25 protein-coding genes are annotated in these 24648 nt (G+C 42.3%); 10 read left to right on the forward strand and 15 right to left on the reverse strand.

All coding sequences use genetic code 11. The features are described from left to right. The 4 genes from ACESM0_RS02470 to ACESM0_RS02485 all read right to left on the reverse strand — a co-directional run. On the reverse strand, positions 1 to 156 hold a 156-nt coding region (locus ACESM0_RS02470), incomplete at its 3' end, for a PspC domain-containing protein (protein WP_372903378.1). A gap of 147 nt (positions 157 to 303) precedes the next feature. Further along, the gene (locus ACESM0_RS02475) at positions 304 to 984 is read right to left on the reverse strand and encodes an energy transducer TonB (protein WP_372903304.1); all 681 of its coding nucleotides are present in this window, start codon (positions 982 to 984) and stop codon (positions 304 to 306) included. A 133-nt stretch (positions 985 to 1117) separates the two neighbouring features. Continuing rightward, on the reverse strand, positions 1118 to 3094 hold the full coding sequence (locus ACESM0_RS02480) for a TonB family protein (RefSeq protein WP_372903306.1): 1977 nt from the start codon (positions 3092 to 3094) through the stop codon (positions 1118 to 1120). 3 nt (positions 3095 to 3097) lie between these two features. Further along, positions 3098 to 3475, reverse strand: a complete 378-nt coding sequence (locus ACESM0_RS02485) for a BlaI/MecI/CopY family transcriptional regulator (protein ID WP_372903308.1) — start codon at positions 3473 to 3475, stop codon at positions 3098 to 3100. Between the two features lie 135 nt (positions 3476 to 3610). Here ACESM0_RS02485 and ACESM0_RS02490 point away from each other — a divergent pair, with 135 nt between their 5' ends. From ACESM0_RS02490 to ACESM0_RS02505, 4 genes are all read left to right on the forward strand, one after another. Continuing rightward, positions 3611 to 5176 carry a cryptochrome/photolyase family protein gene (locus ACESM0_RS02490; protein ID WP_372903309.1) on the forward strand — a complete coding sequence of 522 codons (1566 nt, stop codon included), beginning with the start codon at positions 3611 to 3613 and terminating at the stop codon, positions 5174 to 5176. Between the two features lie 1003 nt (positions 5177 to 6179). Then, positions 6180 to 7391 (forward strand): 2'-deoxycytidine 5'-triphosphate deaminase, encoded by a 1212-nt coding sequence (locus ACESM0_RS02495; protein WP_372903311.1) that lies wholly within the window; start codon positions 6180 to 6182, stop codon positions 7389 to 7391. 23 nt (positions 7392 to 7414) lie between these two features. Next, positions 7415 to 7621 carry a hypothetical protein gene (locus ACESM0_RS02500; RefSeq protein WP_372903313.1) on the forward strand — a complete coding sequence of 69 codons (207 nt, stop codon included), beginning with the start codon at positions 7415 to 7417 and terminating at the stop codon, positions 7619 to 7621. Beyond that, positions 7618 to 8316, forward strand: coding sequence for an RsmE family RNA methyltransferase (locus ACESM0_RS02505; RefSeq protein WP_372903315.1), 699 nt, complete (start codon positions 7618 to 7620; stop codon positions 8314 to 8316). The genes ACESM0_RS02500 and ACESM0_RS02505 overlap by 4 nt, the downstream gene beginning before the upstream one ends. 43 nt (positions 8317 to 8359) lie before the next feature. Here ACESM0_RS02505 and ACESM0_RS02510 read toward each other — a convergent pair whose 3' ends face one another. From ACESM0_RS02510 to ACESM0_RS02545, 8 genes are all read right to left on the reverse strand, one after another. Then, a complete protein-coding gene (locus tag ACESM0_RS02510) occupies positions 8360 to 10231 on the reverse strand; it encodes a S41 family peptidase (RefSeq protein ID WP_372903317.1) in 1872 nt (623 codons plus the stop codon). 138 nt (positions 10232 to 10369) lie between these two features. Continuing rightward, complete coding sequence (hslU, locus tag ACESM0_RS02515) at positions 10370 to 11782, reverse strand: ATP-dependent protease ATPase subunit HslU (RefSeq protein WP_372903319.1); 1413 nt, start codon at positions 11780 to 11782, stop codon at positions 10370 to 10372. Between the two features lie 4 nt (positions 11783 to 11786). Continuing rightward, positions 11787 to 12338 carry an ATP-dependent protease subunit HslV gene (gene hslV, locus ACESM0_RS02520; RefSeq protein WP_372903321.1) on the reverse strand — a complete coding sequence of 184 codons (552 nt, stop codon included), beginning with the start codon at positions 12336 to 12338 and terminating at the stop codon, positions 11787 to 11789. Between the two features lie 37 nt (positions 12339 to 12375). Continuing rightward, entirely contained in the window at positions 12376 to 14103 is a 1728-nt protein-coding gene (locus ACESM0_RS02525) for an Rne/Rng family ribonuclease (protein WP_372903323.1), read from the reverse strand. A 394-nt stretch (positions 14104 to 14497) separates the two neighbouring features. Further along, entirely contained in the window at positions 14498 to 15769 is a 1272-nt protein-coding gene (gene murA, locus ACESM0_RS02530) for a UDP-N-acetylglucosamine 1-carboxyvinyltransferase (RefSeq protein ID WP_372903325.1), read from the reverse strand. Beyond that, complete coding sequence (locus ACESM0_RS02535) at positions 15762 to 16271, reverse strand: acetyl-CoA carboxylase biotin carboxyl carrier protein subunit (RefSeq protein WP_372903327.1); 510 nt, start codon at positions 16269 to 16271, stop codon at positions 15762 to 15764. The genes murA and ACESM0_RS02535 overlap by 8 nt, the downstream gene beginning before the upstream one ends. Further along, positions 16261 to 16533, reverse strand: coding sequence for a hypothetical protein (locus tag ACESM0_RS02540; RefSeq protein ID WP_372903329.1), 273 nt, complete (start codon positions 16531 to 16533; stop codon positions 16261 to 16263). The genes ACESM0_RS02535 and ACESM0_RS02540 overlap by 11 nt, the downstream gene beginning before the upstream one ends. Positions 16534 to 16583: 50 nt before the next feature. After that, complete coding sequence (locus ACESM0_RS02545) at positions 16584 to 17087, reverse strand: hypothetical protein (protein ID WP_372903331.1); 504 nt, start codon at positions 17085 to 17087, stop codon at positions 16584 to 16586. A gap of 121 nt (positions 17088 to 17208) precedes the next feature. Here ACESM0_RS02545 and ACESM0_RS02550 point away from each other — a divergent pair, with 121 nt between their 5' ends. From ACESM0_RS02550 to ACESM0_RS02575, 6 genes are all read left to right on the forward strand, one after another. Then, positions 17209 to 17550: an arsenate reductase family protein gene (locus ACESM0_RS02550; RefSeq protein WP_372903333.1), complete on the forward strand. Its 342-nt coding sequence runs from the start codon at positions 17209 to 17211 to the stop codon at positions 17548 to 17550. Beyond that, complete coding sequence (locus ACESM0_RS02555; protein WP_372903335.1) at positions 17516 to 18337, forward strand: DUF3108 domain-containing protein; 822 nt, start codon at positions 17516 to 17518, stop codon at positions 18335 to 18337. Before ACESM0_RS02550 ends, ACESM0_RS02555 begins: the two co-directional genes overlap by 35 nt. Further along, positions 18315 to 18776 carry a dUTP diphosphatase gene (dut, locus tag ACESM0_RS02560; RefSeq protein WP_372903337.1) on the forward strand — a complete coding sequence of 154 codons (462 nt, stop codon included), beginning with the start codon at positions 18315 to 18317 and terminating at the stop codon, positions 18774 to 18776. The genes ACESM0_RS02555 and dut overlap by 23 nt, the downstream gene beginning before the upstream one ends. Positions 18777 to 18780: 4 nt before the next feature. After that, positions 18781 to 20058, forward strand: a complete 1278-nt coding sequence (locus ACESM0_RS02565; protein WP_372903339.1) for an MFS transporter — start codon at positions 18781 to 18783, stop codon at positions 20056 to 20058. A 354-nt stretch (positions 20059 to 20412) separates the two neighbouring features. Then, positions 20413 to 21447 carry a VWA domain-containing protein gene (locus ACESM0_RS02570; RefSeq protein ID WP_372903341.1) on the forward strand — a complete coding sequence of 345 codons (1035 nt, stop codon included), beginning with the start codon at positions 20413 to 20415 and terminating at the stop codon, positions 21445 to 21447. A gap of 1 nt (position 21448) precedes the next feature. Then, a complete protein-coding gene (locus tag ACESM0_RS02575) occupies positions 21449 to 22207 on the forward strand; it encodes an HAD hydrolase family protein (RefSeq protein ID WP_372903343.1) in 759 nt (252 codons plus the stop codon). Here ACESM0_RS02575 and ACESM0_RS02580 read toward each other — a convergent pair. From ACESM0_RS02580 to ACESM0_RS02590, 3 genes are all read right to left on the reverse strand, one after another. Beyond that, positions 22202 to 22951 (reverse strand): copper resistance protein NlpE N-terminal domain-containing protein, encoded by a 750-nt coding sequence (locus ACESM0_RS02580; protein ID WP_372903345.1) that lies wholly within the window; start codon positions 22949 to 22951, stop codon positions 22202 to 22204. The two genes, ACESM0_RS02575 and ACESM0_RS02580, sit on opposite strands and share 6 nt — an antisense overlap. A 9-nt stretch (positions 22952 to 22960) precedes the next feature. Next, complete coding sequence (gene purE, locus ACESM0_RS02585; RefSeq protein WP_372903347.1) at positions 22961 to 23449, reverse strand: 5-(carboxyamino)imidazole ribonucleotide mutase; 489 nt, start codon at positions 23447 to 23449, stop codon at positions 22961 to 22963. A 119-nt stretch (positions 23450 to 23568) separates the two neighbouring features. Continuing rightward, positions 23569 to 24582 (reverse strand): LLM class flavin-dependent oxidoreductase, encoded by a 1014-nt coding sequence (locus ACESM0_RS02590; RefSeq protein WP_372903349.1) that lies wholly within the window; start codon positions 24580 to 24582, stop codon positions 23569 to 23571. Between the last annotated feature and the right edge of the window lie 66 nt (positions 24583 to 24648).

Consider the following 24648-nt stretch of genomic DNA (forward strand, 5'->3'; position numbering starts at 1 on the left):
GAAATAAAACAGAACCATTGTTCCCACGGATGAGAATACAAGAATAAGGAAGATGATACGTACGATGGTAGAATCCCATCCTAGGTAGTCGGCAATTCCTCCGCATACACCTGCAATCATTTTATCGGTACGAGATTTTCTGAGCTTAGCCGGCATGATAGTTATCCTTCTAAATGAATTTATTTGTGAGCTTTAAGTTTTGGTACGTAATGATAGAGAAAGGGTTTCAAAAAATGCAGAAATAAATTTTTAAGAGAATATCCGATTAACACAATCAACTTAATTTAAATAAGTCAAATAAAATCAAGGTTCTCTAAAAAATACAGGTAGTGTGTATTTAACTTTTATGGGTAATCCATCTAATACACCAGGTGAAAATTTCATGCGATTTACGGCTCGTATCGCTTCACGATCAGCAGCATAATGGAGAGATTGGACTACTGCAGGTTCGCTCACCTCTCCGAATCGGGTAACAATTAATTCAACCATGACACGTCCCTCAATCCCGTTTAATGCATCCGGGTATGTTACCTCAGACATTACAGCCTCTATTCCGCCTTTAAGCTCCGGCATTTTATCCCTGTCAGTTCCGGTAGCTGATGGGAAATCATAATCTGTAGCGTGATTTTGAAAGTGCTCACTTCCCAGAGCCCATAAAACCCTATTGTAGGATTGAGGATTATTCTTAATCTCAACGAGGATAGTCCTCTCTTGTTGGTTTTCAATCTCTTCAATCGAAAGAATATCATCCCACTCATGGTTATTTAATCGAGACATTGCAACGGTATACTCCTCAGAGTCTGAACCTGAAAACCCATTCAGCTGTAAAATGTAGTTTTCATTTTCTGCACCGGGTTCCTCAACTGATATATTGAAGTTATTCAGATCTAAATCCGCTGTTGATTGTGAGGATGCACAGGAAAGAAAAACAATTGGTACAACAAATAATGCGAATAGGGCTTGCAAACGAATAAATGAAACCATGTATGTAATAATTAAAAATGAGTTGATGAAGGAGCAATATAGAAAAACCCAAATAACAAAAAAGCGAAACCCCGTGAAGGATTTCGCTTTTAAGGTTGAACCGTTAAACGGCTCCTTTTCCGCACGCTATGGCTCAGCGTGTGATACTCAATGATGCTTTTTCGTAACCGATGTAAGAGAAGATCAACTCATACTCACCGGACCCATCGGCTTCGATAGAGAAATTCCCATCCATATCTGATGATACGCCTATATTGGAGCCCACCAGGGTGATATTGGCACCGGCAAGTGGCTGCCGGGTTTCACCATCCAGTACGGTGCCGTTAATTTTTCCATCGTCATTAGTAACCTCTACAATCATTCTCTTCTCCATCGATTCAGGAGTTTCAACCTGTGCAGAACCGGTTTGATCCGATCCGGATTCAACAGACTCATCATTTGCAAGTCTGAAGAAAATAGGCAGCGAATACTGAACTCTAACGGGTTGACCGCGCTGCATTCCCGGTTTGAATTTTGCCTGACTTACAACTCTGAGTGCTTCCTCATCCGCTCCGCCGCCAATACCGCGGATGATTTGCGGATCTACAACATCACCGTTTTCATCCACGATAAACTGGACATATACTCGCCCTTCAATTCCGGCTCGTCGGGCCATTTCAGGGTATTGAATTTGCTGTTGAATTGACTCAAGTCCTCCAATCAATTCAGGCATTTCTTCGACTACAACAAAGAATTCATCCTTAGGAGAAGATTCACTGCTTTGAGGAGTGAGTGATTCAGGTGCAACCGGATTCATCCCCAGCGCTTTGAGTGTATTATTATAGGATTCGGCGTCCAGTTTTGTTTTTACCTGGATAACTCCTTTCTCACCGCGGGAACCAAATTGTTCAACTGCCTCATCACCTTTCCAGACATGAACTGATTCAATGTGTTCCGGCTCCAACATTCTAAGCTGTTCTAATTTACTTTCGTGCCGTTCAGCCTGCTCTTCCTCGCTCATATAAATGATGATTTCATGAAAGCCCTGCTCTCCTGTTTTGTCAATATTTGTCATCAAATCAAGTTCTTCTTCATCAAATACGTTCTGTGTCTGCATGTCGGTGCAGGCCATGGCTAGTGCTGTTGAGATGAATATGACTCCCAGCAGTATCAGGCTGGTCTGTTTCGGTATAGGTTTGGTTTTGGATTGTTGAGTAATCATTGTGATCCTCTTTTTTAGGTTTGAAGATTCCTGAGCCATATTTACGGAAAGTTCTTTATTGAGATTGGGCATCGGTATCAGCTCGAGCAGCAGTGATGCATACTCTTTACGCGATACGGATGCTTCACTCAGTACGATATTGTCGCACCTCATCTCCCTGTACTCCACAAGTTCACGCTTGAGACGGTGTACCAACGGGTGAAACCAAAAAACTGCTTCGGTCAAAATGACCATCAGATGAGAAAAAAAGTCGTGCTGTGTGATGTGAGTCAGTTCATGCCGAAGAGCGAGGTTCAATTTCTCAGGTTGTGATTTCAGCGTATCGGGCAAAAGAATCACAGGTTTTCTAAAACCAAAAGTGACCGGAATAATCTCTGAATTCAGGAATGCCACTTGAACATTTTTACCGGTAGCCAAAGCTAAACCTCTGTTTTCAGGAGATAAAGAGGTCATCTCGGAGATTGGTCTATAGTTCAGTGATTTACGCAGTTTTTTCAGGTTTATGGCGTGCATGCAAAATCGGATCAGGAAAAAAATCATACCTGAAAAGAAGATGGCTACAGCCAAAGATTGGACAATCACCATAAAAGGAATTCCGGAGGACTCCTCAACCTGAGTAAACGAAATATCAATCGGACTGATCACGGTAATCATGGTTAACCCATCACCTGCAGAAGCTGTAATCCAGTCTGAGATATAGTGAATGGATGCCAAAGAGAGGAGCCCGGCAGGGAGTGAAAAGATCAGGGCCAAACGAGTATGGTACTGGTAGATCGGGTGGACGTTCTCAAACATTTGCAGAAAAAACCATACACCAAAACTAATAACTGTCCAGATAACAAGTGGCAGCCAGGTAGTTTCAAAAACAAGCTGTGCAAATTCGGAAAGTTGAAAGATGAATACATCCATGGGTTACTCCTCCAGATTGTCAATCAAATTTTTGATCTCTTCCCGCTCTTTAGCCGTCAGGTTCTCTTTATTTACCAATGCTTGAACAAGATCTTTAGTGGAGCCTTTAAAAACCTTATCTACAATTTCGTGGACCAGATTCCCTCGAACTTCATCAGGATTGATGGCCGCACTGTAAATGTAACTGAGTCCCTCTTTACGGTATTTGAGGAATTTTTTATCCGAAAGGTTCTTCATGATAGTCATCACAGTAGTGTAAGCTACCTCTCGGTATTCAAGCATTCTTTCACGTACATCAGCAACTGAGGCTTCTTCTAGTTCCCAAACGTGGTGCAGAATTTCCATTTCAGTTTCTCCAAGGGGTGTGAGTGATCTGCGCATATTTATAAGGCTAAGTTTTTGTTCTACGAATTAATCAGTACTAAATAAGTAGTAATAAAGATGAAATGCAAGAAAGAAATGATTTTTTAATAGAAATTGTGATGTCTGCAATCAAATCAACCAAAATGAATATCGATGTCCCGACCTTATCTGAAAAACATTGATCAGACAATAGAAAAGCCAGATTTAAAAAGCTTTGATCATGCTGTGTTTATTCTCCACGATCAGCTTAACCTGGATGCATGGCCGGATTGGGTTAAAAAAGAGAAACCTCTTCTCATTTTTATGGAGAGCGGCCAGAAGGGCAGAGAGGTTCCGCATCACAAGAAGAAAGCCGTGTACGTGTTGAGCAGCATGCGCCATTTCGCACTTGAGTGTACGAAAAAAGGTTTTGATGTGTTTTACCATTCCACGCCCGGACATTTTGATGATGGGCTGAAAGAAATACTGACTCAGTTTGAAGGAGAGCTGACGTTTATGACTCCGTCTGAGTGGGATTCCAGAGAGAGATTACGAAAAGTGGCCGGTGAGTTTGGTGACAGGGTTGATGAGATTCCTAACAGTTTTTTTCTGGCTGATCCCGAGGTGTGGAAAGAGAAGATTGAGCCCGGTTACCGTATGGAGTACTTCTACAGGGAGATGCGCCGCAAAACCGGCTATTTGATGAACGGTGACGAGCCGGAAGGAGGGGAGTGGAATTACGATGAGCAGAATCGCGAATCACTTCCAAAAGATCACACGGTTCCGGAAATCAAACGATTTGAACCGGATGAGATTACAAGGGAAGTCATTGAAATGGTAAATGATTATTTCCCTGACAGTTTTGGGAGATCTGAAAATTTCGGATACGCCGTTAGACGGAACCAGGCACTTGAGCTTCTGGATCAATTCATTAATGAGCGCTTGGATCAGTTTGGTCCGTACGAAGACGCCCTGAAAACAGGAAATCACACGCTGTTTCATTCACAGCTGTCCATCTACATGAACAACGGCTTGCTTACACCTACTGAGTTATGTGAGAAGGCCGTCAAGAGTTATGAGAAAGGTAATGCACGCCTCAATTCAGTTGAAGGACTTATCAGGCAAATTATCGGATGGAGAGAGTTTATCCGCATCTACTATGAGGCAATGATGCCGGAAGTTAGGGACACAAATCATTTTGGCTTTGAAAACAAACTCCCGAAAATGTATTGGACCGGGGAAACCAAAATGAAGTGTATGGAACAGAGTTTGAAACCGGTGATTAATGAAGCCTATTCACATCACATCCAACGGCTGATGATCCTGAGTAACTTCAGCAATCTGACGGAAACAGATCCGCGTGAGCTGGAACGCTGGTTTCTGACCGCTTACGCTGATGCATATGAATGGGTAGAGCTTCCGAATGTTTTGGGTATGAGTACATTTGCGGATGGAGGAGTTTTAGCTTCGAAGCCGTATGTGTCGAGCGGGAATTACATTAACAAGATGAGTGACTACTGCAAAAGTTGTGAATACAGCGTTACAAAAAAGACAGGGGATAAAGCATGTCCGTTTAATTATCTCTATTGGAATTTTGTGGATAAGCAAAGAGAGACGTTTAACGACAGTGGGCGAGTGAATTTTATGGTGAATATGTTTGATAATAAAAAGTCGGATGATCAGAAAAAAGAGATTCGGGAATCCACAGAGATATTTTTATCAAGTCTTGAGAGAGGGTGAAATGGTGGTTTAAAATAAGGTTTTTGTATTCCGCCTCAATTCAAACCTGTATCTTAAACAATCTTTCTGTTCGGCGGGGAATTTGAGAACCGATGGGTATTCCTACCCATATTTTGTCCCTACGGGACAATTTGCAAGCACATAAATACCGGGGTTCAAACCATTAGCAATGGTATGATGAATGGTTTCAATAAAATTTTAACCCAAATGAAACATCTCAAAATAGGAATTAGGATTTACAATCCACATCCCGTCGGGATGTAACATGGGTAAGGCAGAAAGGTGCAAAATATTTATCTACCGAACAGAAATTTAAATTCACTATAAGCCCAACACAATATCGCTTGAAATGTAAATCTTTTGTTACCGCCTCAACTTAAATCAATATTTTAAACCAATCCCTCTATTCGGAGGGGATGTCGGGGTGCTTGGGTGATTCTACCCATATATTGTCCCTACGGGACAACTTGAAAACACATTAATTCCAGGGTTTCAAAACATTTACAATAGTATGATTATTGGTTTCAATAATTTTTTTTGACTCAAATTAAACATCTAAAAGTAGGAATTAGGATTTACAATCTACATCCCATCGGGATGTAACATGGGTAGAGCAGGAAGGAGTTGAAAATTTATCTGCCGAACAGAGGGCTAAATTCACAAACCAATCTGAATTGAGGCAGTAAGACGCTGAACCTTGTTATAAAATTAATAAGCACACTTCGCCTTATAACCTCTTCAATTCAAATCTACAATTGAAACCAATTCTTTAATTCAGTGGGAAAATGAGGTATAACTTAAACATAAACAGATTACTCCTGCGGAGTTGATGATATCCAGACATCGATTTTTAAATGTTTCCACTCTTTGTGAACGAAAGAGAACAGAGAGTGGCAAGGGGGAGTCAAAAAAAAGACAGGTCATGTATTCTTCATCAAACAAAATTTAGCCTTCAAAAACGATCATAAATTGTTAACTTCGCATCATTAAATGAATAACGATTATGAGCACAACTACCAGCGAAGTAATATTGCGAACAAAGGGCATTTTACCCATACAAAAACTGAAGGTTTTAAACGAAGCCGGGGTTATTACCGGAGTAGATGGTCATCCTATTCTGGAAGATCAGTTTCAGCCTAATTCCATTGATCTCCGGCTTGGTGAGAAAGCGTATCGCGTGCGGAGCAGCTTTTTACCGGAGAGCGAGACGGTTCAGCAAAAAATTGACAAACTTCATCAATACAGCTTTTCGATTGAAGATGGTGCTGTATTGGAACCGAATTGCGTTTACATCATTCCATTACTTGAGAAGCTGAAAATGCCCGCATCTCACTTTTCTCCCCAAAAGAAATTGTTCAACGGGAATGGAGATCAATCTGTTCGGTTGGTATCAGCAGAAAACTTGACGGCAAAGGCGAACCCGAAAAGCACAACGGGCCGGCTCGATATTTTCACTCGGGTCATTACAGATTATTCTCATCGTTTTGAAGAGATAGAACCCGGATTTGAAGGAAACCTCTACCTGGAAGTTGTGCCGAAATCATTTCCTATTAAGGTTAGAACCGGTCACCGATTAAATCAGCTACGTATCCGTCATGGACATACGGTTTTAACGGATCAGGATCTGCTTCGTGTGCACTCGGGTGATCCACTGCTTTTTGATGAATCCGGAACGCCGTTGCCCCTTGATGAGGTGAAAGTAAACAACGGACTTTTCTTAAGTGTGAACCTTCATAGTAATGAGAACGATGTTTTAGGCTATAAGGCGAAAAAGCACCGCGATTTAATCGATCTGGATAAGATCAATCATTATGAGGTTTCGGATTTCTGGGAGCCCATTCGATCCGCTAGTGAAGATCACCTGATTTTAGAACCGGAAGCATTCTACATTTTCGCATCCAAGGAGAGATGCCGGATTCCAAAACATCTAGCAGCGGAAATGATTGCTTACGATACCGGATCCGGTGAGCTTCGAACACACTACGCCGGTTTTTTTGACAGTGGATTTGGCGGGTCTGCAGAAGATGGCGGTGCTCGCGCTGTGCTTGAGGTTCGATCGCATGATGTGCCATTTTTGATTGAACACGGTCAAACATTCTGCAGTATGAATTTTGAACCGAATAGTGAAATTCCGGACATAATTTATGGATCAGATATAAAGAGTAACTATCAGGGGCAAGGATTGAAATTGGGTAAGCACTTTAAACAGAAATAGATATTTAACAAAAAAACCTGAACATGAAAGTTGATCGATGTATTTGCCATGAGGTCTCTTTCGCTGAAATAAAGCGTATTGCAAGAGAAAAGGAAATTAATAGCGTGGCAGAGATTCAGGAGAAAAAAATAGCGTGTACCAACTGCAAACTTTGTACTCCATATGTTAAACTTGTTCTGGAAACGGGAGAAACAGAATTTGATCGAAGTGCCCGATATCTGAAACGATGAATCTTTTTTATACTACTCCGGATTTAGTTACTCCCAAACAGTTACGCCTTAAAGATCAAGAAGCGAAGCATGCCACACGTGTTTTAAGAATTAGAACCGGTGATCAGATATTTGTAACCGATGGGAATGGAAAGTTGTTCAATTGCAGCGTGTCTGAAATTCACAAAAATGATGTTGCTTGTGAAATTCTTGATGTGACCTTTGAAGAGAAAAAAAGTCCATATATAGCGTTGGTGATTGGGTTGATCAAGAAGAGGGACAGGCTCGAATTTGCAGTCGAAAAAAGTGTGGAGCTTGGTGCTGATGAGATCGTTGTTTTCAGAGGTGATCACAGCGAGAAAGGAAATGTTCGGCTTGACAGGCTTGAGGCAAAAGTTCTGTCTGCCATGAAACAGTCGCTAAGGTTATTTTTACCAAAATTAAGTTTTGCCGAGAACTTATCTTCTGCGATTGATGCAAGAGAGAAATCAACGTCATTGATCTATGCCGATGAGACCTTGGATGATGTGTTGTCCACAAAATCTGATCAGGATAGATTAATGCTTGTTGTTGGGCCAGAAGGTGGTTTTTCAGAATCGGAGAGAAATTTACTGAAGATTGGAGGCGGAGTTTCATATTCTCTGGGAGATAAGAGACTTCGCACAGAAACAGCTGCCGTTACTATCACGGACAGATATAAAAACGGCCTGCTTTAGAAAACAGGCCGTTTAATAATTTCGTTAATTTTCTGCTTACCTGCTAAAACCTTGCAGCTTTAGAGGAAGCAAAAGTTTCGAGTTCCTTAACCTCATCCCAAAGCTTTACAGCCTCAGATAATGATTCGTTAAAGTAATCATTTACAACTGGGTAAAAGTATTCACTTCCCCAGACCTGTCGGGCAATTTCGGCTTTCATTCTACCGTAGTTCATCCATACAAGTTCGTCGTACATCTCCTGTGTCAATCTCAGGGTATTATCCTCAACTTCAGGTTCTTCCAGATCATCTGCGATTTCGAGTCCTTCTTCTTTCATCAGAGAAAGGAATGTCTGTTTATCGGATTCACTCCATTCAAAATCGTTTCTGAATGCCTGAAAATCACTTTCCCACTTTTCTCGGAACTCTTCGCCTTTATCATCGAGGAAGTCACGTACGAAATTAAAATCTACACGGTTTACAAGCATGAAATTAAACAGATAGGGAGAAGAAGTGGTGTCTTGTTCAACTAAGATATCAGGAACAATACCACCTCCGCCAAAAACATCTCTGCCGGCTTTTGTGCTATATTTGAGAGAATCGGGTACCTGGTCTTTAAACTCTTTTACGTCAACAGCTGGGTTGGATGACCTATGTACAAATTCAAAAGCGTAGTCTTCACTTTTCCCGTCAAATGGCTTTTGAATTAACCGGCCTGATGGAGTCAGATATCTGGAAATCGTAACTCGGATATTACTTCCATCGACCAGCTCATATTGCTGCTGAACCAACCCCTTGCCAAATGTACGGCGACCAACGATCAAACCTCGATCATGGTCTTGTATGGCACCACTTACAATTTCACTTGCTGATGCGGAACCTTCATTAACCAATACGATGACCGGAATATCCATTAATATACCATTGCGGCTTGAGTGTACCTCCTGATTAAATCGGGAGTGTTTACTGTCGGTCGAAACTAATTTCGTATTTCTGGGGAAGAATTCCTCTGAAATGGCGATTGCCTGACTCAGATAACCACCGGGATTGTTTCTCAGATCCAGGATGATTCTCTCCATACCTTGTTCCCGAAGCTTTTCAACTGATTCGAGAAATTCTTCATGTGTAGTAGCTGCAAACCGGTTTATTTTAACATATCCTGATTGATCATCAACCATATACTCAGTGTCGATCGTCGTCAGTGGAATATCGTCCCGCTCGATGGTGAGGTTTATTGGACTTGAATTTCGAGGCCTGAGTATTTCCACGTCTACCTTTGTTCCTTTTTCACCTCTCAGACGTCGCATTACATCTTCATTATCATAACCAATAGCACTGGAGTCATCAATTGAGATGATGCGATCTCCTGACATAATTCCCAATTGATCGCTTGGCCCTCCTGAAATTGCTGTAATTACTGTAATGGTATCCTGAATGATATTAAACTGAATACCGATTCCCTGAAATTTTCCTGCAAACTCTTCCTCAATTCTCTCGCTATCTTCAGCTTCAATGTAGACAGAATGGGGATCAAGAGTTTTAAGCATTTCGCGGATAGAAGTCTCTGTAAGGTCAGCCATATCCTCATCAGGATAGTTATTTGCCACATATAGATAAGCTTCTTCAAAGCTATTGTAGGAATCCCTCAAATTCTGGATGGATTTGAACTGGGTAGTATCGATGGGTGTGGCTGAGATATCCAGAGTGCTGTCCTGTATACCTTTAACTAAACCGGCAATACTTCGTTCGTAGAGCTGGTCTATCGACGTATCTCCGAAAAAGTTGTCTAAGACTCTACGCTGGACCTGAAGGTATTTATGTAAGTTTTCCTGATCTTGGTCATTTGTAACAACAACCTTATCAACACCGGCAAGCCAAACGGCAGAAAGGATCAGTAATAGTGCGAGTTGAGGAGCGAGAAACTTCTTCACAGACATTAGTTTTTAGTTTCTTGTTTTAGGGTGTAACGATGATATTATCAAAACAGTATAATCAACCATCCATATATTTACTACTATCAATTCAACGTATTATGCACAAAAACGTTTCTTGAAATTTCAAATTAAAGTTTCTTTTTACAAAATATAATGACTCAGATCTTTGTCTTTGGCTAAGCCGGAGAGTTGGTTTTGTACATACTCACGGTCAATATCAATTTCTCCAGATTGAATGTCATCAGGTACTGCAAAAAGTAGTTCCTCTAGTAGGGATGATAATATGGTGTGTAAACGTCGGGCACCGATGTTTTCTACCTGCTGATTTACTTCTGCGGCAATTTTGGCAATTTCACGAATAGCACCTTCAGAAAATTCTACTCGAACGCCTTCCGATTGAAGCATAGCCTGATACTGCTTCGTCAATGCATTTTTTGGCTGAGTCAAAATATTAAAGAAATCTTCTTCTGTTAGTGAACTCAGTTCAACCCGAATAGGAAAGCGTCCCTGCAGTTCCGGAATTAAGTCAGAAGGCTTTGAAACGTGAAAAGCACCTGATCCTACAAAAAGGATATGGTCTGTTTTCACGATACCATGTTTGGTATTTACCGTGCTTCCTTCAACTATGGGGAGAAGATCGCGCTGCACTCCCTGCCGGCTTACTTCACCGCTTCCTTTGCTGCTTGATGACGAATCGCTTGCAACTTTGTCGATTTCATCTATGAATACTATTCCCTGATTTTGTACTCTCTCCAGAGCTTCCTGAACGGCAGCTTCGTGGTCGATCAATTTTTCCGCTTCCTGATCAAGCATAATTTCGCGAGCTTCGCTGATAGGGAGTGTGCGTTTAGTTTTTTTACGTCCACCGCTCAGATTGCCAAGCATGTCCTGCAGATTCATGCCCATCTCTTCCATTCCTTGCGGTCCAAATACCTGCATCATTGGGGTTTTGGACGAATCTACTTCAATTTCTATTTCACGATCTTCGAGTTCACCGTTTTTAAGTTTATCTCTGAAACGCTCACGGGTACGTTCGTTGAGTTCAGCATCAGAGGCTTTGTCCGGGTTAAATCCTACTTCTTTAGAATCAACGGTTGAAGATGTTGTGGATTTTTTCTTGCGTACGGGCGGTATCAGAATGTCCAGAATTTTTTCTTCTACAATTTCTGCCGCTTTCCCTTTTACGCGCTCTTGCATCTCCATTTTCACCATATTGATAGCGATATCGGTAAGATCACGGATCATCGACTCAACATCGCGGCCTACATAGCCTACTTCTGTAAACTTCGAAGCTTCAACTTTAATAAACGGAGCACCTGCCAGTTTGGCCAAACGCCGCGCAATTTCAGTTTTACCTACGCCTGTGGGCCCGATCATTAAAATATTGTTTGGAATAATTTCATCCCGGATTTCAGGATCAGATTTCAGTCTTCTCCATCTATTGCGAAGGGCAATGGATACAGATCGCTTCGCCTTTTGTTGTCCGATGATATATTTATCAAGTTCGGCAACTATTTGGCGGGGGGTTAAATTTTGTTGTTCAATTAACTTCATGGTACTACTCGTCAATTTCTAAAATGGTCAAATTATGATTCGTATAGATGCAGATGTCTGCAGCAATGTGCAGGGACTTTTCAACAATCTCTTTTGCAGATAGTTCCGGTGCGTTATCTTTTAAAGCCCGGGCTGCTGCCAGTGCAAAAGAACCTCCACTGCCAATTGCCAATATCTGATCGTCCGGTTCAATTACATCGCCCTGTCCCGAAATGAGAAGGGGAGTGTCCTTATCAATAACTACAAGGAGTGCTTCAAGTTTTTGGAGAAACTTATCTTTTCTCCACTCTTTAGCCATTTCAACCGCAGCTCGCTGAAGGTTGCCATTGTAGCTGTTTAATTTTTCTTCAAATTTTTCAAATAGGGTAAAAGCGTCTGCTGTAGAACCAGCAAATCCTGCCAGAATAGTGCCTTTTTGCAGCTCACGTACTTTTTTCACCGTAGATTTCATTACGGTTTTATCCAGTGTAGCTTGTCCATCTGCACCCAATGCAACCTTACCGTTGTGAATGATTCCGAGCACAGTGGTAGCGTGCAAATTGTTCAGATTAGTCATATAAAGTTATCAAAATTATTGTGTTATTACAGTTCAACTAGTTGTTCTGTTGCACAGGTCTTTTTGGACGGCTTGGGCGTTTTTTTTGCCTTTTTTTATCATCTTTGGAGTAGTAATCCACCTGACGTGAAACATTATTTTCAGTTTCAATTACACGACTCTGTACTTCGTGTGCCGCTAAAATTTTATCAAGTGAATCTCCCTGAAGAACAACGTCTGTAATTTCCAGATCAGAACCTGATAGAGTTGCTTTAAACTCATTCAGAGATATGGTTTCGTCCGGAATAAATGAAATTTTGAGTTTGTACTTCATCATCCATTTAAAACGCAGACTAAAGAGCCCTCGCGTGAGATAAGATCTCAGGTAAGGGTTGATGTAGATATCCACCGCTCGGTATTCTGTACTATACTTAAATTTACTGATCCAGCTCTCAATATCCGTTACGATCGTATCCTGACTGACAACAGAGCCCGATCCGCCGCAAGTAGGGCAGACTTTCGATACGGAATTAACCACGCTCGGGCGAATTCGCTGACGGGTAATTTGTATCAGGCCAAAATCACTCATGCCAATTACGTTTGTTTTGGCACGATCTTTCTTAAATTCTTTCTTCAGTTCGTCATAGATCTTTTTACGGTTTTTATCGTGCCTAAGGTCGATGAAATCCACAACGATAATACCGCCAATATCGCGCAACCGAAGCTGTTTGGCTATTTCCCGCGCAGCTTCGAGATTTGTTTTCAGGGAGTTGTCTTCCTGCTTCTCTTTTGCGGCATACGGACCCGAGTTTACATCCACAACATACATTGCCTCTGTTTGTTCAAAAATGAGATAACCGCCAGATGGCATCCGCACCCTGGGGCTGAAAATGGAATTTACATCGTGAGCAATATTCACATGATCAAAAATGTGATCTTTGCCTTTGTAGAGTTCCACACTTGGTAACATTTTTGGCGCAATTTGCGAAACATAGCTTTTAATGGACTTGTAGAGCTGATAGTCGTCAATTAAAACACGATCGTACTGTTTGGCAAAAAGGTCACGAATCAAACTTTCGGTGATGTCCAGATCTTTATAGAGTAGTGTTGGCGGCTTGGCACTTTCGAGCTTATTGAGGATTCGCTCCCACTTTTTCAAAACGGTACGCATGTCGTCTTCAAGAGACTCTTTATCTTGACCCTGTGCAACTGTTCGGATAATTACGCCAAACCCATCCGGTAACATATCACCGGCAATTTTCTTCAGACGCCGTCTTTCACGCCCGCTATTGATTTTTTTAGAAATAGCAATATAATTACCCATCGGAATGAGAACCAGGAATCGACCGGCAATAGTAATATCTGTTGATACTCGTGGTCCTTTTGAACCGATTGGCTCTTTTACAATCTGTACGAGGACTCTCTGATTATTCTGAAGCAGTTTGCCTGCGAGAATCTGCTTCTCGTTATTGGATAACTTATCAAATTTCTGAAGTTCTTTATTGGCATCCTTGGAGATACTTTTTGGGCCATTCATCATCTTGATGTAATCGCCGAGATGATCGCCGGCATCAGAGAAGTGAAGAAAAGCGTCTTTCTCCATACCAACATCGATAAATGCAGCACGGATGCCGCTCATTACTTTATGAACGCGGGCGAGATAGATATCGCCAACGGTTCGTTGATTCTCTTCAGATTCTATAAAAAGTTGTGCCAGTTCTTTGTTTTCCAGCAGTGCAACACGGGTTTGGTTCCCCGATGAGTGTATAATGATCTGGTTCTTCATGTAAGCGGTAAAATTTCATCAGCAATTCGCTAAGCTTACACTTCACAATCAAAAAGATCTGGTGGGTATTTAAAAACAGTACTTGGTTTTCCAGATGGTCACTTGCACGAGATAAAGCAGAGCGAGTTGCTAAACTGTTAGAATTCTTGTTAGAAATAGGTGTGGGCGCTTTACTAGGCCCGGAAATGCCAAAATCTGAGTACGCAACAGAGCGGCAGACCGCTTTGAAGCGAAATATCAAATAAGGGGTTATATGTCGTAAAACTTTAAATATCAATATAATAGAATGTCGAGTTCGCAGAATTGTTTTCGAACTGCTCCAATGTCTAAATATAGTAGAAAGTTGACTAATAATTAAATATTGAATGGTTTTGAAGAAAAGAATCACAAATTATTACTCTTCACTCATTCTTTTGATGGATGCGCCGGCTGCATTTAGCTTTTTTTCGAGATTCTCATATCCTCTGTCGAGATGGTAGATACGAAGTACTTCGGTAGTGCCTTCTGCCACCATGCCGGCCATAACCAGGCTAACACTGGCCCTGAGATCGGTACTCATCACCGAAGCACCGCTAAGTTCAGTTTTTCCCTCTATAGACACGGAATTTTTTTCGACGTCTAAATTGGCTCCAAGCCTGTTTAGTTCAGGAACGTAGCTGAATCTGTCAAAATATATGGTGTCTGTCACTTTGGATTTCCCATTAACCTGCGTCATTAAAGTTGCCCACTGAGCCTGAAGGTCGGTAGGAAAGCCGGGATAGACCTCAGTTTCTACAGATACGGGTTTAATATTATCATTCGATTTGATTCTGATAGTTGAGCCATCGATACTCAAATCCACACCAAGTTTTTTAAAATGTTTCGGAAATGTACCAAGATCTTCCGGCTTGCAACCGGTTAATGTCAGATCCGATTCCGGATGCATCGCAGCGGCAATCATATAAGTTCCGGTCTCAATCCTGTCTGGATCGTTAGACATCTCCACTCCTTTAAGGTTATCGGCTTTTCGGATTGTCAGTGTATTCGTCCCGATTCCATCAATATTAGCGCCCATTTTTACAAGCATATTACAGAGCAGTACGACATCCGGCTCTTTTGCGGCATTTTTGATGGTGAATTTTCTAGCTCGCTTAGCTGCCGCGATCACCAGGTTGATGGTTGCCCCAACACTGCTTGGGTCGAGAGTATACTCCCCGCCTTCAACTTCATCACCATCAATTGAGGCTACAACGTAACCTTCTTCCAAATCGATGTTGATGCCCATCGCTTCCATACCTTTCAGATGCAGGTCAACCGGGCGAGGCCCCCAGGCACAACCTCCCGGAAGTGAAACACGGGCTTTTCCCATTCGTCCCAAAAGTGCGCCAAGCATATAAAAGGAAGCCCTCATTTTTCGTACCAGATCGTAAGGTGCTTCCACATGGCTGAGGTGAGTTGGGTCGATCACTAATTTATTCTCCTCTTCAAGAAAGTTGACCTTTGTACCCGTTACGCGAATCACATTGTTAAATGTGTAAATATCTCGCAGTTTCGGAATAAGGTGTAGTGTAGAGGGTCCATCAGCGAGAAGTGATGCGGCCATAAGAGGAAGAGCGGCATTTTTTGAGCCACTGACTGCAATTTTACCTTTTAACGGAGTTGGGCCTTTAATAACAAATTTATCCACGGGGCTCAATTTCTAAAATGGTTTGATTTTTTTCAACATTATCGCTTTCTGCAACTGAAACAGATGCCACAATACCCGATGCCGGAGCTTTTAATTCGTTTTCCATTTTCATGGCTTCCAGGATGGCAACAGGCTGGCCTTCTTCAACTTCATCACCTTCCGCAACCAGAAGCTCCAGAATTTTTCCGGGCATCGGGGCTTCAAGCAGACCAACAGATGCAAGCTCGTCAGTAGAAAAACCAAGTCTTTCTAAAAGTAACTCTTGCTCATCCTTAACAACTGTTTTTACGAAAAGGCCGTCGATTGAAAAGGAGATGTTCTGTTTATCTACTTCAATGTTATCAATGATGTACAATTTAGTTCCTGTGCGAAAGAGTACACGCCCATTGGATTGCGATATCAGCTCGTAGGTCATCTCTTTGCCCTCTATGGTAGCTGAATGTTTTTCGTGATCGATTTCAACGTCAAATGACCGATCGTCTATAGTAGATTCAAATTGCATGGCTCTGTATGCTTTTTAGTCCTGTTTTAGTGGCCTTGAAACTAAACTGCTGAATATTATCCGAATCGTAAAATGGAGAAACGGATAGAAGTGTCTCGGAGTCAAAAACTTCAATGTAACCGTGATTGATCAGTTTAATCAAATCATCACGAATGGCACCGTAACTTAGTCCTGTCTCATCCTGGATGTGAGAAAATGGTTCAGGGAAAATAAGCTCCCTGAGAATGGATTTTTCAGATAGTGTTAATTTTTCTTTCGGCATAGAATAAGAAGATAGAGGCTGACTCATTGAATGACAATACGGATTTATTTCTATTCAACCTTGATATCACCGTAAGTGATGACGTTTTCGTTAGCATCCACTAGGACAATACGATAAGTGCCCTGCGGATTTTCTCTGAACTGCGCTATATCCAGCGGAGATAGCGGCAAAGATGTCAATCCCGGAGGAACAGGACTACGCAAATCCTCAAAAACCGGGCGGACATTATTGTCTCCATAGTAAGCGTAAACTCTTAAACCTGAGACTGACTCAACACCGGTAACGACAACATCCAGAGAGACTTGTTCTGAAGATAAAACCGGGTTTGGATACGCTGCGTCCACTTCTAAAACTCCCTGGAAAAAAGGCGCTACTCTCCAGTCGTCCGGGTCATTGTTTATTACAGTTCCGTTATTGCTGGTTTCGGTAATTCCTTCGGGTAAATTAAATGCTTCCCTTTCAAAATCTCTTTGATCACTGCTTTGATTGCATCCAGCGATTAAAAAAAGGGGAATGAATATGGCTGGGAAAAGTAGTTTTTTGTAAAAAATCACAATAGCTGATTTAGATGAAATGGAGTATCAATCGATTCAGTTCTTTCTTATAGAGTGACGAAATCGTCACAAAAATGTTGTATTTTTAGACAAATAGAAATTAAAATAAAGAAGTACAGTAATGATACAAGTTTACGGGATTAAAAACTGTAACAAAGTGCGCGACACGTTCAAGTGGCTGAAAGAAAATGAGGTCGAATATGAATTTGTAGATCTTAAAAAAGAGCCGCTAACGAGAGACGAGCTAGAGTCGTTTGTGAATCAGATCGGGCTGGACGTTCTTGTTAATCGACGGGGTATGAAGTGGAGACAACTTGGCCTGAAAGACAAGAATTTAAGCGACGACGAGCTGTTTAATGAACTGCTTGAGCATCAGGTGATGATCAAAAGGCCGGTATTGGTAGAAGGAGAAGCAATTTTAGTTGGATATGATGAGGACGCTTTTGAAGCATTTGTTGAGTAATTTTCTGTTTTTATTTCTAGCCACTGTTCCGGTTGTATTTGCCCAAACTGACTTCACGTATGAAAGAGACCGGGAAGAAACTCCATCAACGGAAGAGATGCTGGAGGCCAGGGAAGTTTTCGAATATGAGGTGAGATATGGATTTTTTACGCTCGGATGGGTAGACGTAGAACTTTTGCCCGACACGACCTACAACGACGAAAAAGCGTACCATCTCAGAACGACCATGCGCTCAAACAGTCGTCTTCCGTTTATGGGAACCAAGATCGTAAATTACGAAAACATTTTTCAGTACAATGAGAAATGGCCCTACAGCTTTGTTTTTTGGCGGGATGATGTTCACGATGAAGAGTACGACAGCGCCAGGATTATATTTGACCGGGAGGCTGATGCCGTTCATTTTTATGAACAAGGAGAACCTACTGATACGCTTGCACTGGAAGAACCGGCAAGTGGAGGGGACATTATTTTCTATTATTCCAGAAAATTTGCGGGACTTGAAGAAGAGTATACACTGCCTGCTTATATAGAAGGAGAGATGGGTTTGGTAACCGCCAAAAGTGGTCCGAAAACTGAAATGCGGGAATATGACGCATTTGACGAACCTATAGAGACGTACAGAAGTGAAGGCGTTGCAGATGTAGACGGGCCTTTTGGTTTTAACGGGAAATTTAAATCCTGGTTTTCAACTGACGATCTTCGAGTACCCGTTGAAGCACATGTACGCGTAATTTTTGGAAATGTAAAAGTACGGTTAATCAATTATGAGCGCAGAGGAGAGAATTAAAATTTTTTTCAAAAAACTCGATCATGCAAAAAACCTGCCTTTACCCGCTTATGAAAGCGATGAAGCGGCCGGTATGGATATCCGAGCTGCTCTTCATAAACCTAAAACTTTAGAGCCCGGTGAGCGGGATTTGATTCCAACGGGATTTCAGATGGCGTTGCCGATGGGTTACGAAGCACAGATAAGGCCTCGCAGCGGACTAGCTTATAAACAAGGCGTTACCATGTTAAATACACCAGGCACGATCGATTCAGATTACAGGGGAGAAGTAAAAGTTTTGGCGATCAATCATGGAGAGGAACCATACGTAATTGAGAATGGCGACCGCATTGCTCAAATGGTTATCGCGCCGGTTTATCAGCCACAAATTGAAGAGACTGATTCATTGCCTGAAACCAACCGCGGGCGAGGCGGTTTTGGAAGCACCGGTGTAAAGTAGATTAGTGAAAGGTAAGATACAGCCATATCTGGATTTAATTAGTCAGAATCATAACTATAGAAGGCTATGGCTTGCCCAGATTATATCCAATTTTGGAGACTGGTTTGGGATACTGGCAGTATATGCCATCATTCAGCAATACAGCGGATCCGAACTGCTGCTGGGGCTCATCATTGTTGTAAAAATGCTGAGTCTGGCGTCATTCTCACCAATTGCCGGATATATTACCGACCGTTTCAGTCGTCGCAGGCTGATGATCTGGTGCGATATTATACGCGGTATCATTGTATTAGGCTTTATTTTTATCACATCGGAATCCCTTCTCTGGCTTGCTTACGTACTGATTGCCATACAGATGGCTTTTTCGGCTATTTTTGAGCCGGCAAAAACATCATCCATACCCAACGTTACCACTTCGGCTGAACTGGTGAATGCCAATATTTTATCAGCGGCGTCCTGGAGCATTATATTCACGTCAGGGATGGCTGTTGGAGGATTTGCTACAGAGTGGCTGGGAACGGACCTGGTTTTTTTGATTAACGGCTTAACCTACATCTTTTCTTCCTGGTTTATTTACAAAGCGGATATTCCTCAGAAAATGATGTCTGCCGAGGAGAAACACCGAACCCGGAATCCTCTGTATGGAATTCAGGACGGTATCAGATATTTGCGCAATAACAAAAATGTATTGAGGCCAACACTGGCCAAGGGCTCATTTACGATGTGTATTGGGGCATTGGTCTACATGCTGATTATTGTTGCCGAAGATGTATTAATGATGGGCAGTATCGGCCTCGGAATTCTTTATGCGGCCAGGGGAATTGGTACCGGGCTCGGGCCTGTTGTGGGAAGAAGGGTGCTGAAAAGCGAAAGCACTTGGGTGAGAGGGATGGGATTTTTTATGATCTTTGCCGGCCTGATGTACGCATTTGTTAGCTATTCCGAACTACTATTCTGGATGGGGTTATTTGTAATGCTGGCTCATATGGCCTCTGGGTCGAATTGGGTAATGAGTACAGTACTTGTTCAGCGGCGGGCACCGGATCAGTACAGGGGACGTGTGTTCAGTTTAGAGTGGCTGCTATTTACGCTTGCTCAGTCTGTATCCGTAACGGTGGCAGCTCTTATACTGGAGTTTGGAATTCTCTCCCTCAGGGAGACGATGGCACTCTTCTCCGGGCTGCTTGTAGTTTCCGGGATTTTCTGGCTGTTTAAAATTGCACCGGCTGAAGAGAAAGAGCAGAGAGAGCAGAAAATGGAAAATGAGGCAGTGAGTTCTTAGGTAGGTAAAGTGAATCATCTCTGATTGCTGAGATCGGCGCGCCCTTCCAGGCTAGCTATGCTAAAAATTCAACATCATTTACCCACATATAGAGAGATTGCTTTGTGGTACAAAACAGTATTGAGACTCTGTTGCGATGATTTTATTTACAACAAAATGTATCCATTGGCTTGATCTTGATCCGTCAAAGCAGGGAAGGTTGCCAAATAACTAATTTGATCAATCACAGTACAATAATGATCAGTTAAAAAAATGAATCCCGAAAAGCGATTTCTATACGATTTAGAGGAAATCCTCGTTCGTCTTCTCTTAAAAGAGTGCTATCTTTGGAAAGAATTTAATCAGGTAAAATAGATGATTTGGGAAAATAGCTCATATTTATGGCTGTTATTGCTACTGCCGGTTTTATACGGACTGTACTATTGGTTCAGGCAGGTTCAGCGAAAAAAGAGAGATGAGCTTTTTGATGAACGACTCATTTTTCAGCTTCGTAAAAATTATTGGAGTACAGGAGACAAAGTCAGATTGTACTCCATATTGGGAGCAATATTATTCTTTATAGTTGCCCTGGCCGGTCCTAAAATCGGCACTGAAGTTCGGGAAATTGAGCGTTCCGGCTTAAATATCATGGTAGCGCTGGACTTATCGAGAAGCATGAACGCTGAAGATGTGAGACCCAGCAGATTAGATAAGGCGAAGTTTGAAATTAATCGATTGGTAAACCGGCTAACCGGGGATCGAATTGGATTAATAATTTTTTCCGGTGATGCGTACGTTCAGGCGCCTATAACCACGGATTATTCCGCTCTTCGACTCTTCCTTGATGTATCCAATACGGATCAAATCCCTGTGTCGGGCACAAACTTTCAGACGGCCATGCAAAGAGCCATTGAGGTGTTTGAATCCATTGACAGGCAGAACGCGTCGAATGTTCTTCTTTTTATAGCGGATGGAGAAAATCACGGCCCGGATTACAGTGAAGAACTGGAAAAACTGGAAAGTCTGGATGTAACGGTTTTTGCTTTGGGCGTCGGAACACTGGAGGGTGGCCCCATTCCGATCTATGATGAACAGGGAAGAATGACCGGATACCATCGGGACCGGGAAGGAAATACGGTTACTTCCAGTTTAGGGGAGAATTCAATGCGGGAAGTTGCCTCAACAGGAGGCGGAGAGTATTTTTCAATCCGCAGGGGAAGTGATACAATTGAACCCCTTTTTGCTCGATTAGATGAACTTCAGAGGGGGGAATTTTCGAGCCAGGAATACGCTGATTACGAGAATCAATACCAGATTTTAATGATGATTGGAATGTTATTTTTAATAACCGGATTGTTTTTTCCGGATCATTTAAATCGAAATAATTCCAGAAAAGAGAAACTCAAGTAGCATGATAAAACTGTTTGTAACAGATTTGGACGGATGCATATCTGAACCGTTCAGAACCCCAAATTGGGACGCAATCAATAGAATAAGAGAGTTGAATATTGAGAGTCGTTCTTTGGATATTATTCCACCGCTCACGATCTGCACCGGTCGCCCATATCCGTACGCTGAGGCAGTGGCGCAGTGGCTGGATATAAAATTGCCATTCGTTTTTGAAAGTGCAGGTCTTTTTCACTGGGACGGCCATCGGTTTGAAACTGCCATCAACACTGAGAATGGGGAGATGGAACCGATAAGGCAAATGAAAAAATGGCTGACCCAAGAGGTATTACCTAACTACCCCGGTGTGAACCTGGAGTTTACTAAAATGATGGATGCGGGAATAGTGGGGCCGGACGTAAAGGTCATTGAAAAACTCCACGGTCTGATACTCGAAAAAGTTAAAAATGACTACCCGGGCATGGAAGTTCATGCCACGGATATTTCAGTGAATACTCTAATGCCCGGAAACGACAAGCTTCAGGGATTTAAGTTGTTAAGTAAAGCATTGGATATTTCTTTTGAACAGATGGCATACATTGGAGACAGTAGTGGAGATGTGCCGGCGCTAAAAAAAGTGAAGATGGCTTTTGCACCGCTCAATGCAAAGGATATTGCCAAAAAACATGGAGTGGTTATTCAGAAAAAATCAACGGAAGCTGTTCTTGAAGCATACCAGAAAATCATTGAGTACAATAAGTCAGCCGGCGAAACTCAATCATAAATACCTGCCGCAGCCGGTCATATCCTGTCCTTTGGTTTGAATTTCAACCTTATGCGTAAAAAGAAATCCGCTCATTGAATCTCTGCAGTATCCCGGTATAATCGTGATCTGCATGTTATCAGCGCTGTACATTGTTTTTTGATCTTCCACGATTTCTTCGAACTCACTAAATGGATAAGGCGTTTCAGATCCCGGAGTTTGGTATACCAGCTGACCATCAAAATTGATTTGAACAGACCAGAATGGTTCGTTGCCATTTGCCAGGAAATCTACTCCTTCGTCCTGAAGTTCTGAATGTCTGCTTCGGATCGATTCCTGCTCAGGAGATCGATCGAGCGTATAGTTCTCTTCTAAGTCTCCGGTAATGGGTTGAAGATCCCGATCCAACAATTTGATCTGTTCTCTGCTGTACACAAATGCCTTGTGCAATTCATCTTCGACCCTATATAGTTTTAGGGTGTCTCCGGTTAGTGTCCATGTTCCATCAACCTGGTAAAGATTATTGCCACGATCCTGATAGTGACTCAACTCTTCAAAACTTTCTTCATTGAGAACCACAATCGATTCAATCCCGGGGCAATCTGCACAGGGCAATATGCCAGAAAAGACAGCCGGCAAATTTTCAATAGATTGCGATATCTGCTCCTCTTTGCTGTTCATCTGTTTCAGTGCAGTATTTACCCTAAAGAGTATAAATACCACAAGCAAGACCAGTATAGTGATATTGACAACTTTATTATTCAATTGACGTAACTACTTCAGATTTTTGGTTTTTTCAATCGATTCATCTGCCATGCTGAGGTGGTAGTCTTCCAGCTTCTCAGCGAGGTCGGTGTCATTCATACTTAACATCCGAACAGCAAGCAGTCCTGCGTTACGCGCTTTACCAATAGCAACGGTAGCAACCGGTACACCATTAGGCATCTGTACGATGGAATAGAGGCTATCGAGTCCGCCAAGTGCTGTTGTCTTAACTGGCACGCCAATAACCGGAAGAGTTGTATATGCAGCCAGCATTCCGGGCAGGTGAGCGGCACCACCGGCACCGGCAATGATCACTTTCAATCCACGTTCACGGGCAAGAGAGCCATACTCGGCCATTACGTCCGGAGTTCTATGAGCGGAAACGACCTGTTTTTCGTAAGGAACTCCGAAATGAGCTAAAATTTCCGTTGCCTCTTTCATGGTTGGCCAGTCGCTGTCGCTGCCCATTACTACGCCTACTATTGGTTTACTGCTCATAACTTTTACTTGTTGTTTGATATTTAGACTCAATCATGAAAAAAAGTTTCAACAAGAATGTACGAATTGCGCTACGAAATTGAGGAAGAAAATTTTGATAAATATAAAGCTGATTATCATCAGGCAATTGTTGCATTCATCACTTCAGAGAAAAGTCGGTGTGATTTCACCCTTTCATTATGATCGTAAATGTAAGAGGCTATCATAATTTCATCTGCACCGGTTTGATCAATAAAATGGTTTACATCTTTTTCGATGGTTTCTTTACTGCCGATGAAAGAGTAGGTAAGCATTTGGTTGACTCCATACTTTACGTGCTCATTCCAGATGGAGTCCATATCGTCCACAGGAGGTGGCATCGGTTTGCGCTCTCCTGTGATGACACCCATAAACATCTGCTTCATGGATGTGGAAAGATATTCAGCCTGCTCGTCCGTTTCAGATGCTATAATATTGACGAGAGGCATGATGTAGGGGGAATCGAGCTGTTTGGATGGTTTAAAATGTCTGCGGTATAGCTGAATGGCAGGCATTAGCTGTTGAGGAGCAAAATGACTGGCAAATGCGTAGGGCAGACCCAACTCTGCAGCCAGAAATGCACTGTCTGTACTGGAGCCTAATATCCAGATCGGAATTTCAGTGCCTTCGCCGGGAAAAGCCCGTACCGCAGCGGTGCTGTTTTCAGTAGATAAATACTGTTGAAGCTGCTTGATATGCTTAGGAAACTTTTGAACCTGCTGCATGCGATCATTTCGAATGGCGTTGGCAGTAACCTGATCTGTACCCGGCGCTCGCCCAAGTCCAAGATCAATTCTTCCCGGATAGATCGAGGCAAGCGTTCCAAACTGTTCTGCAATCACCAGAGGTGAGTGATTAGGCAACATCACTCCTCCGGACCCAACACGGATTTTGGTGGTTGCCTCGGCAATGTGTCCAAGGAGAACGGAGGTGGCAGAACTGGCAATATTCTCCATGTTATGATGCTCTGCCATCCAGAAACGATTATAGCCGAGATCCTCCGCTTGTATTGCAAGGTCCCTGCTGTTTGAAATTGCTCCTGTAATAGAACTCCCTTCCGTCACAACTGCCAGATCCAGAATTGAGAAGGGGATACCGGGTTTTTTAAGACTCATTCTTTATTGATATATGATTCACCTTTGGCCTACTACCAACAAGAATTTAAGCTAATTCATTGGGAA

The organism is Rhodohalobacter sp. (assembly GCF_041686455.1).
Classification (GTDB): Bacteria; Bacteroidota; Rhodothermia; order Balneolales; family Balneolaceae; genus Rhodohalobacter.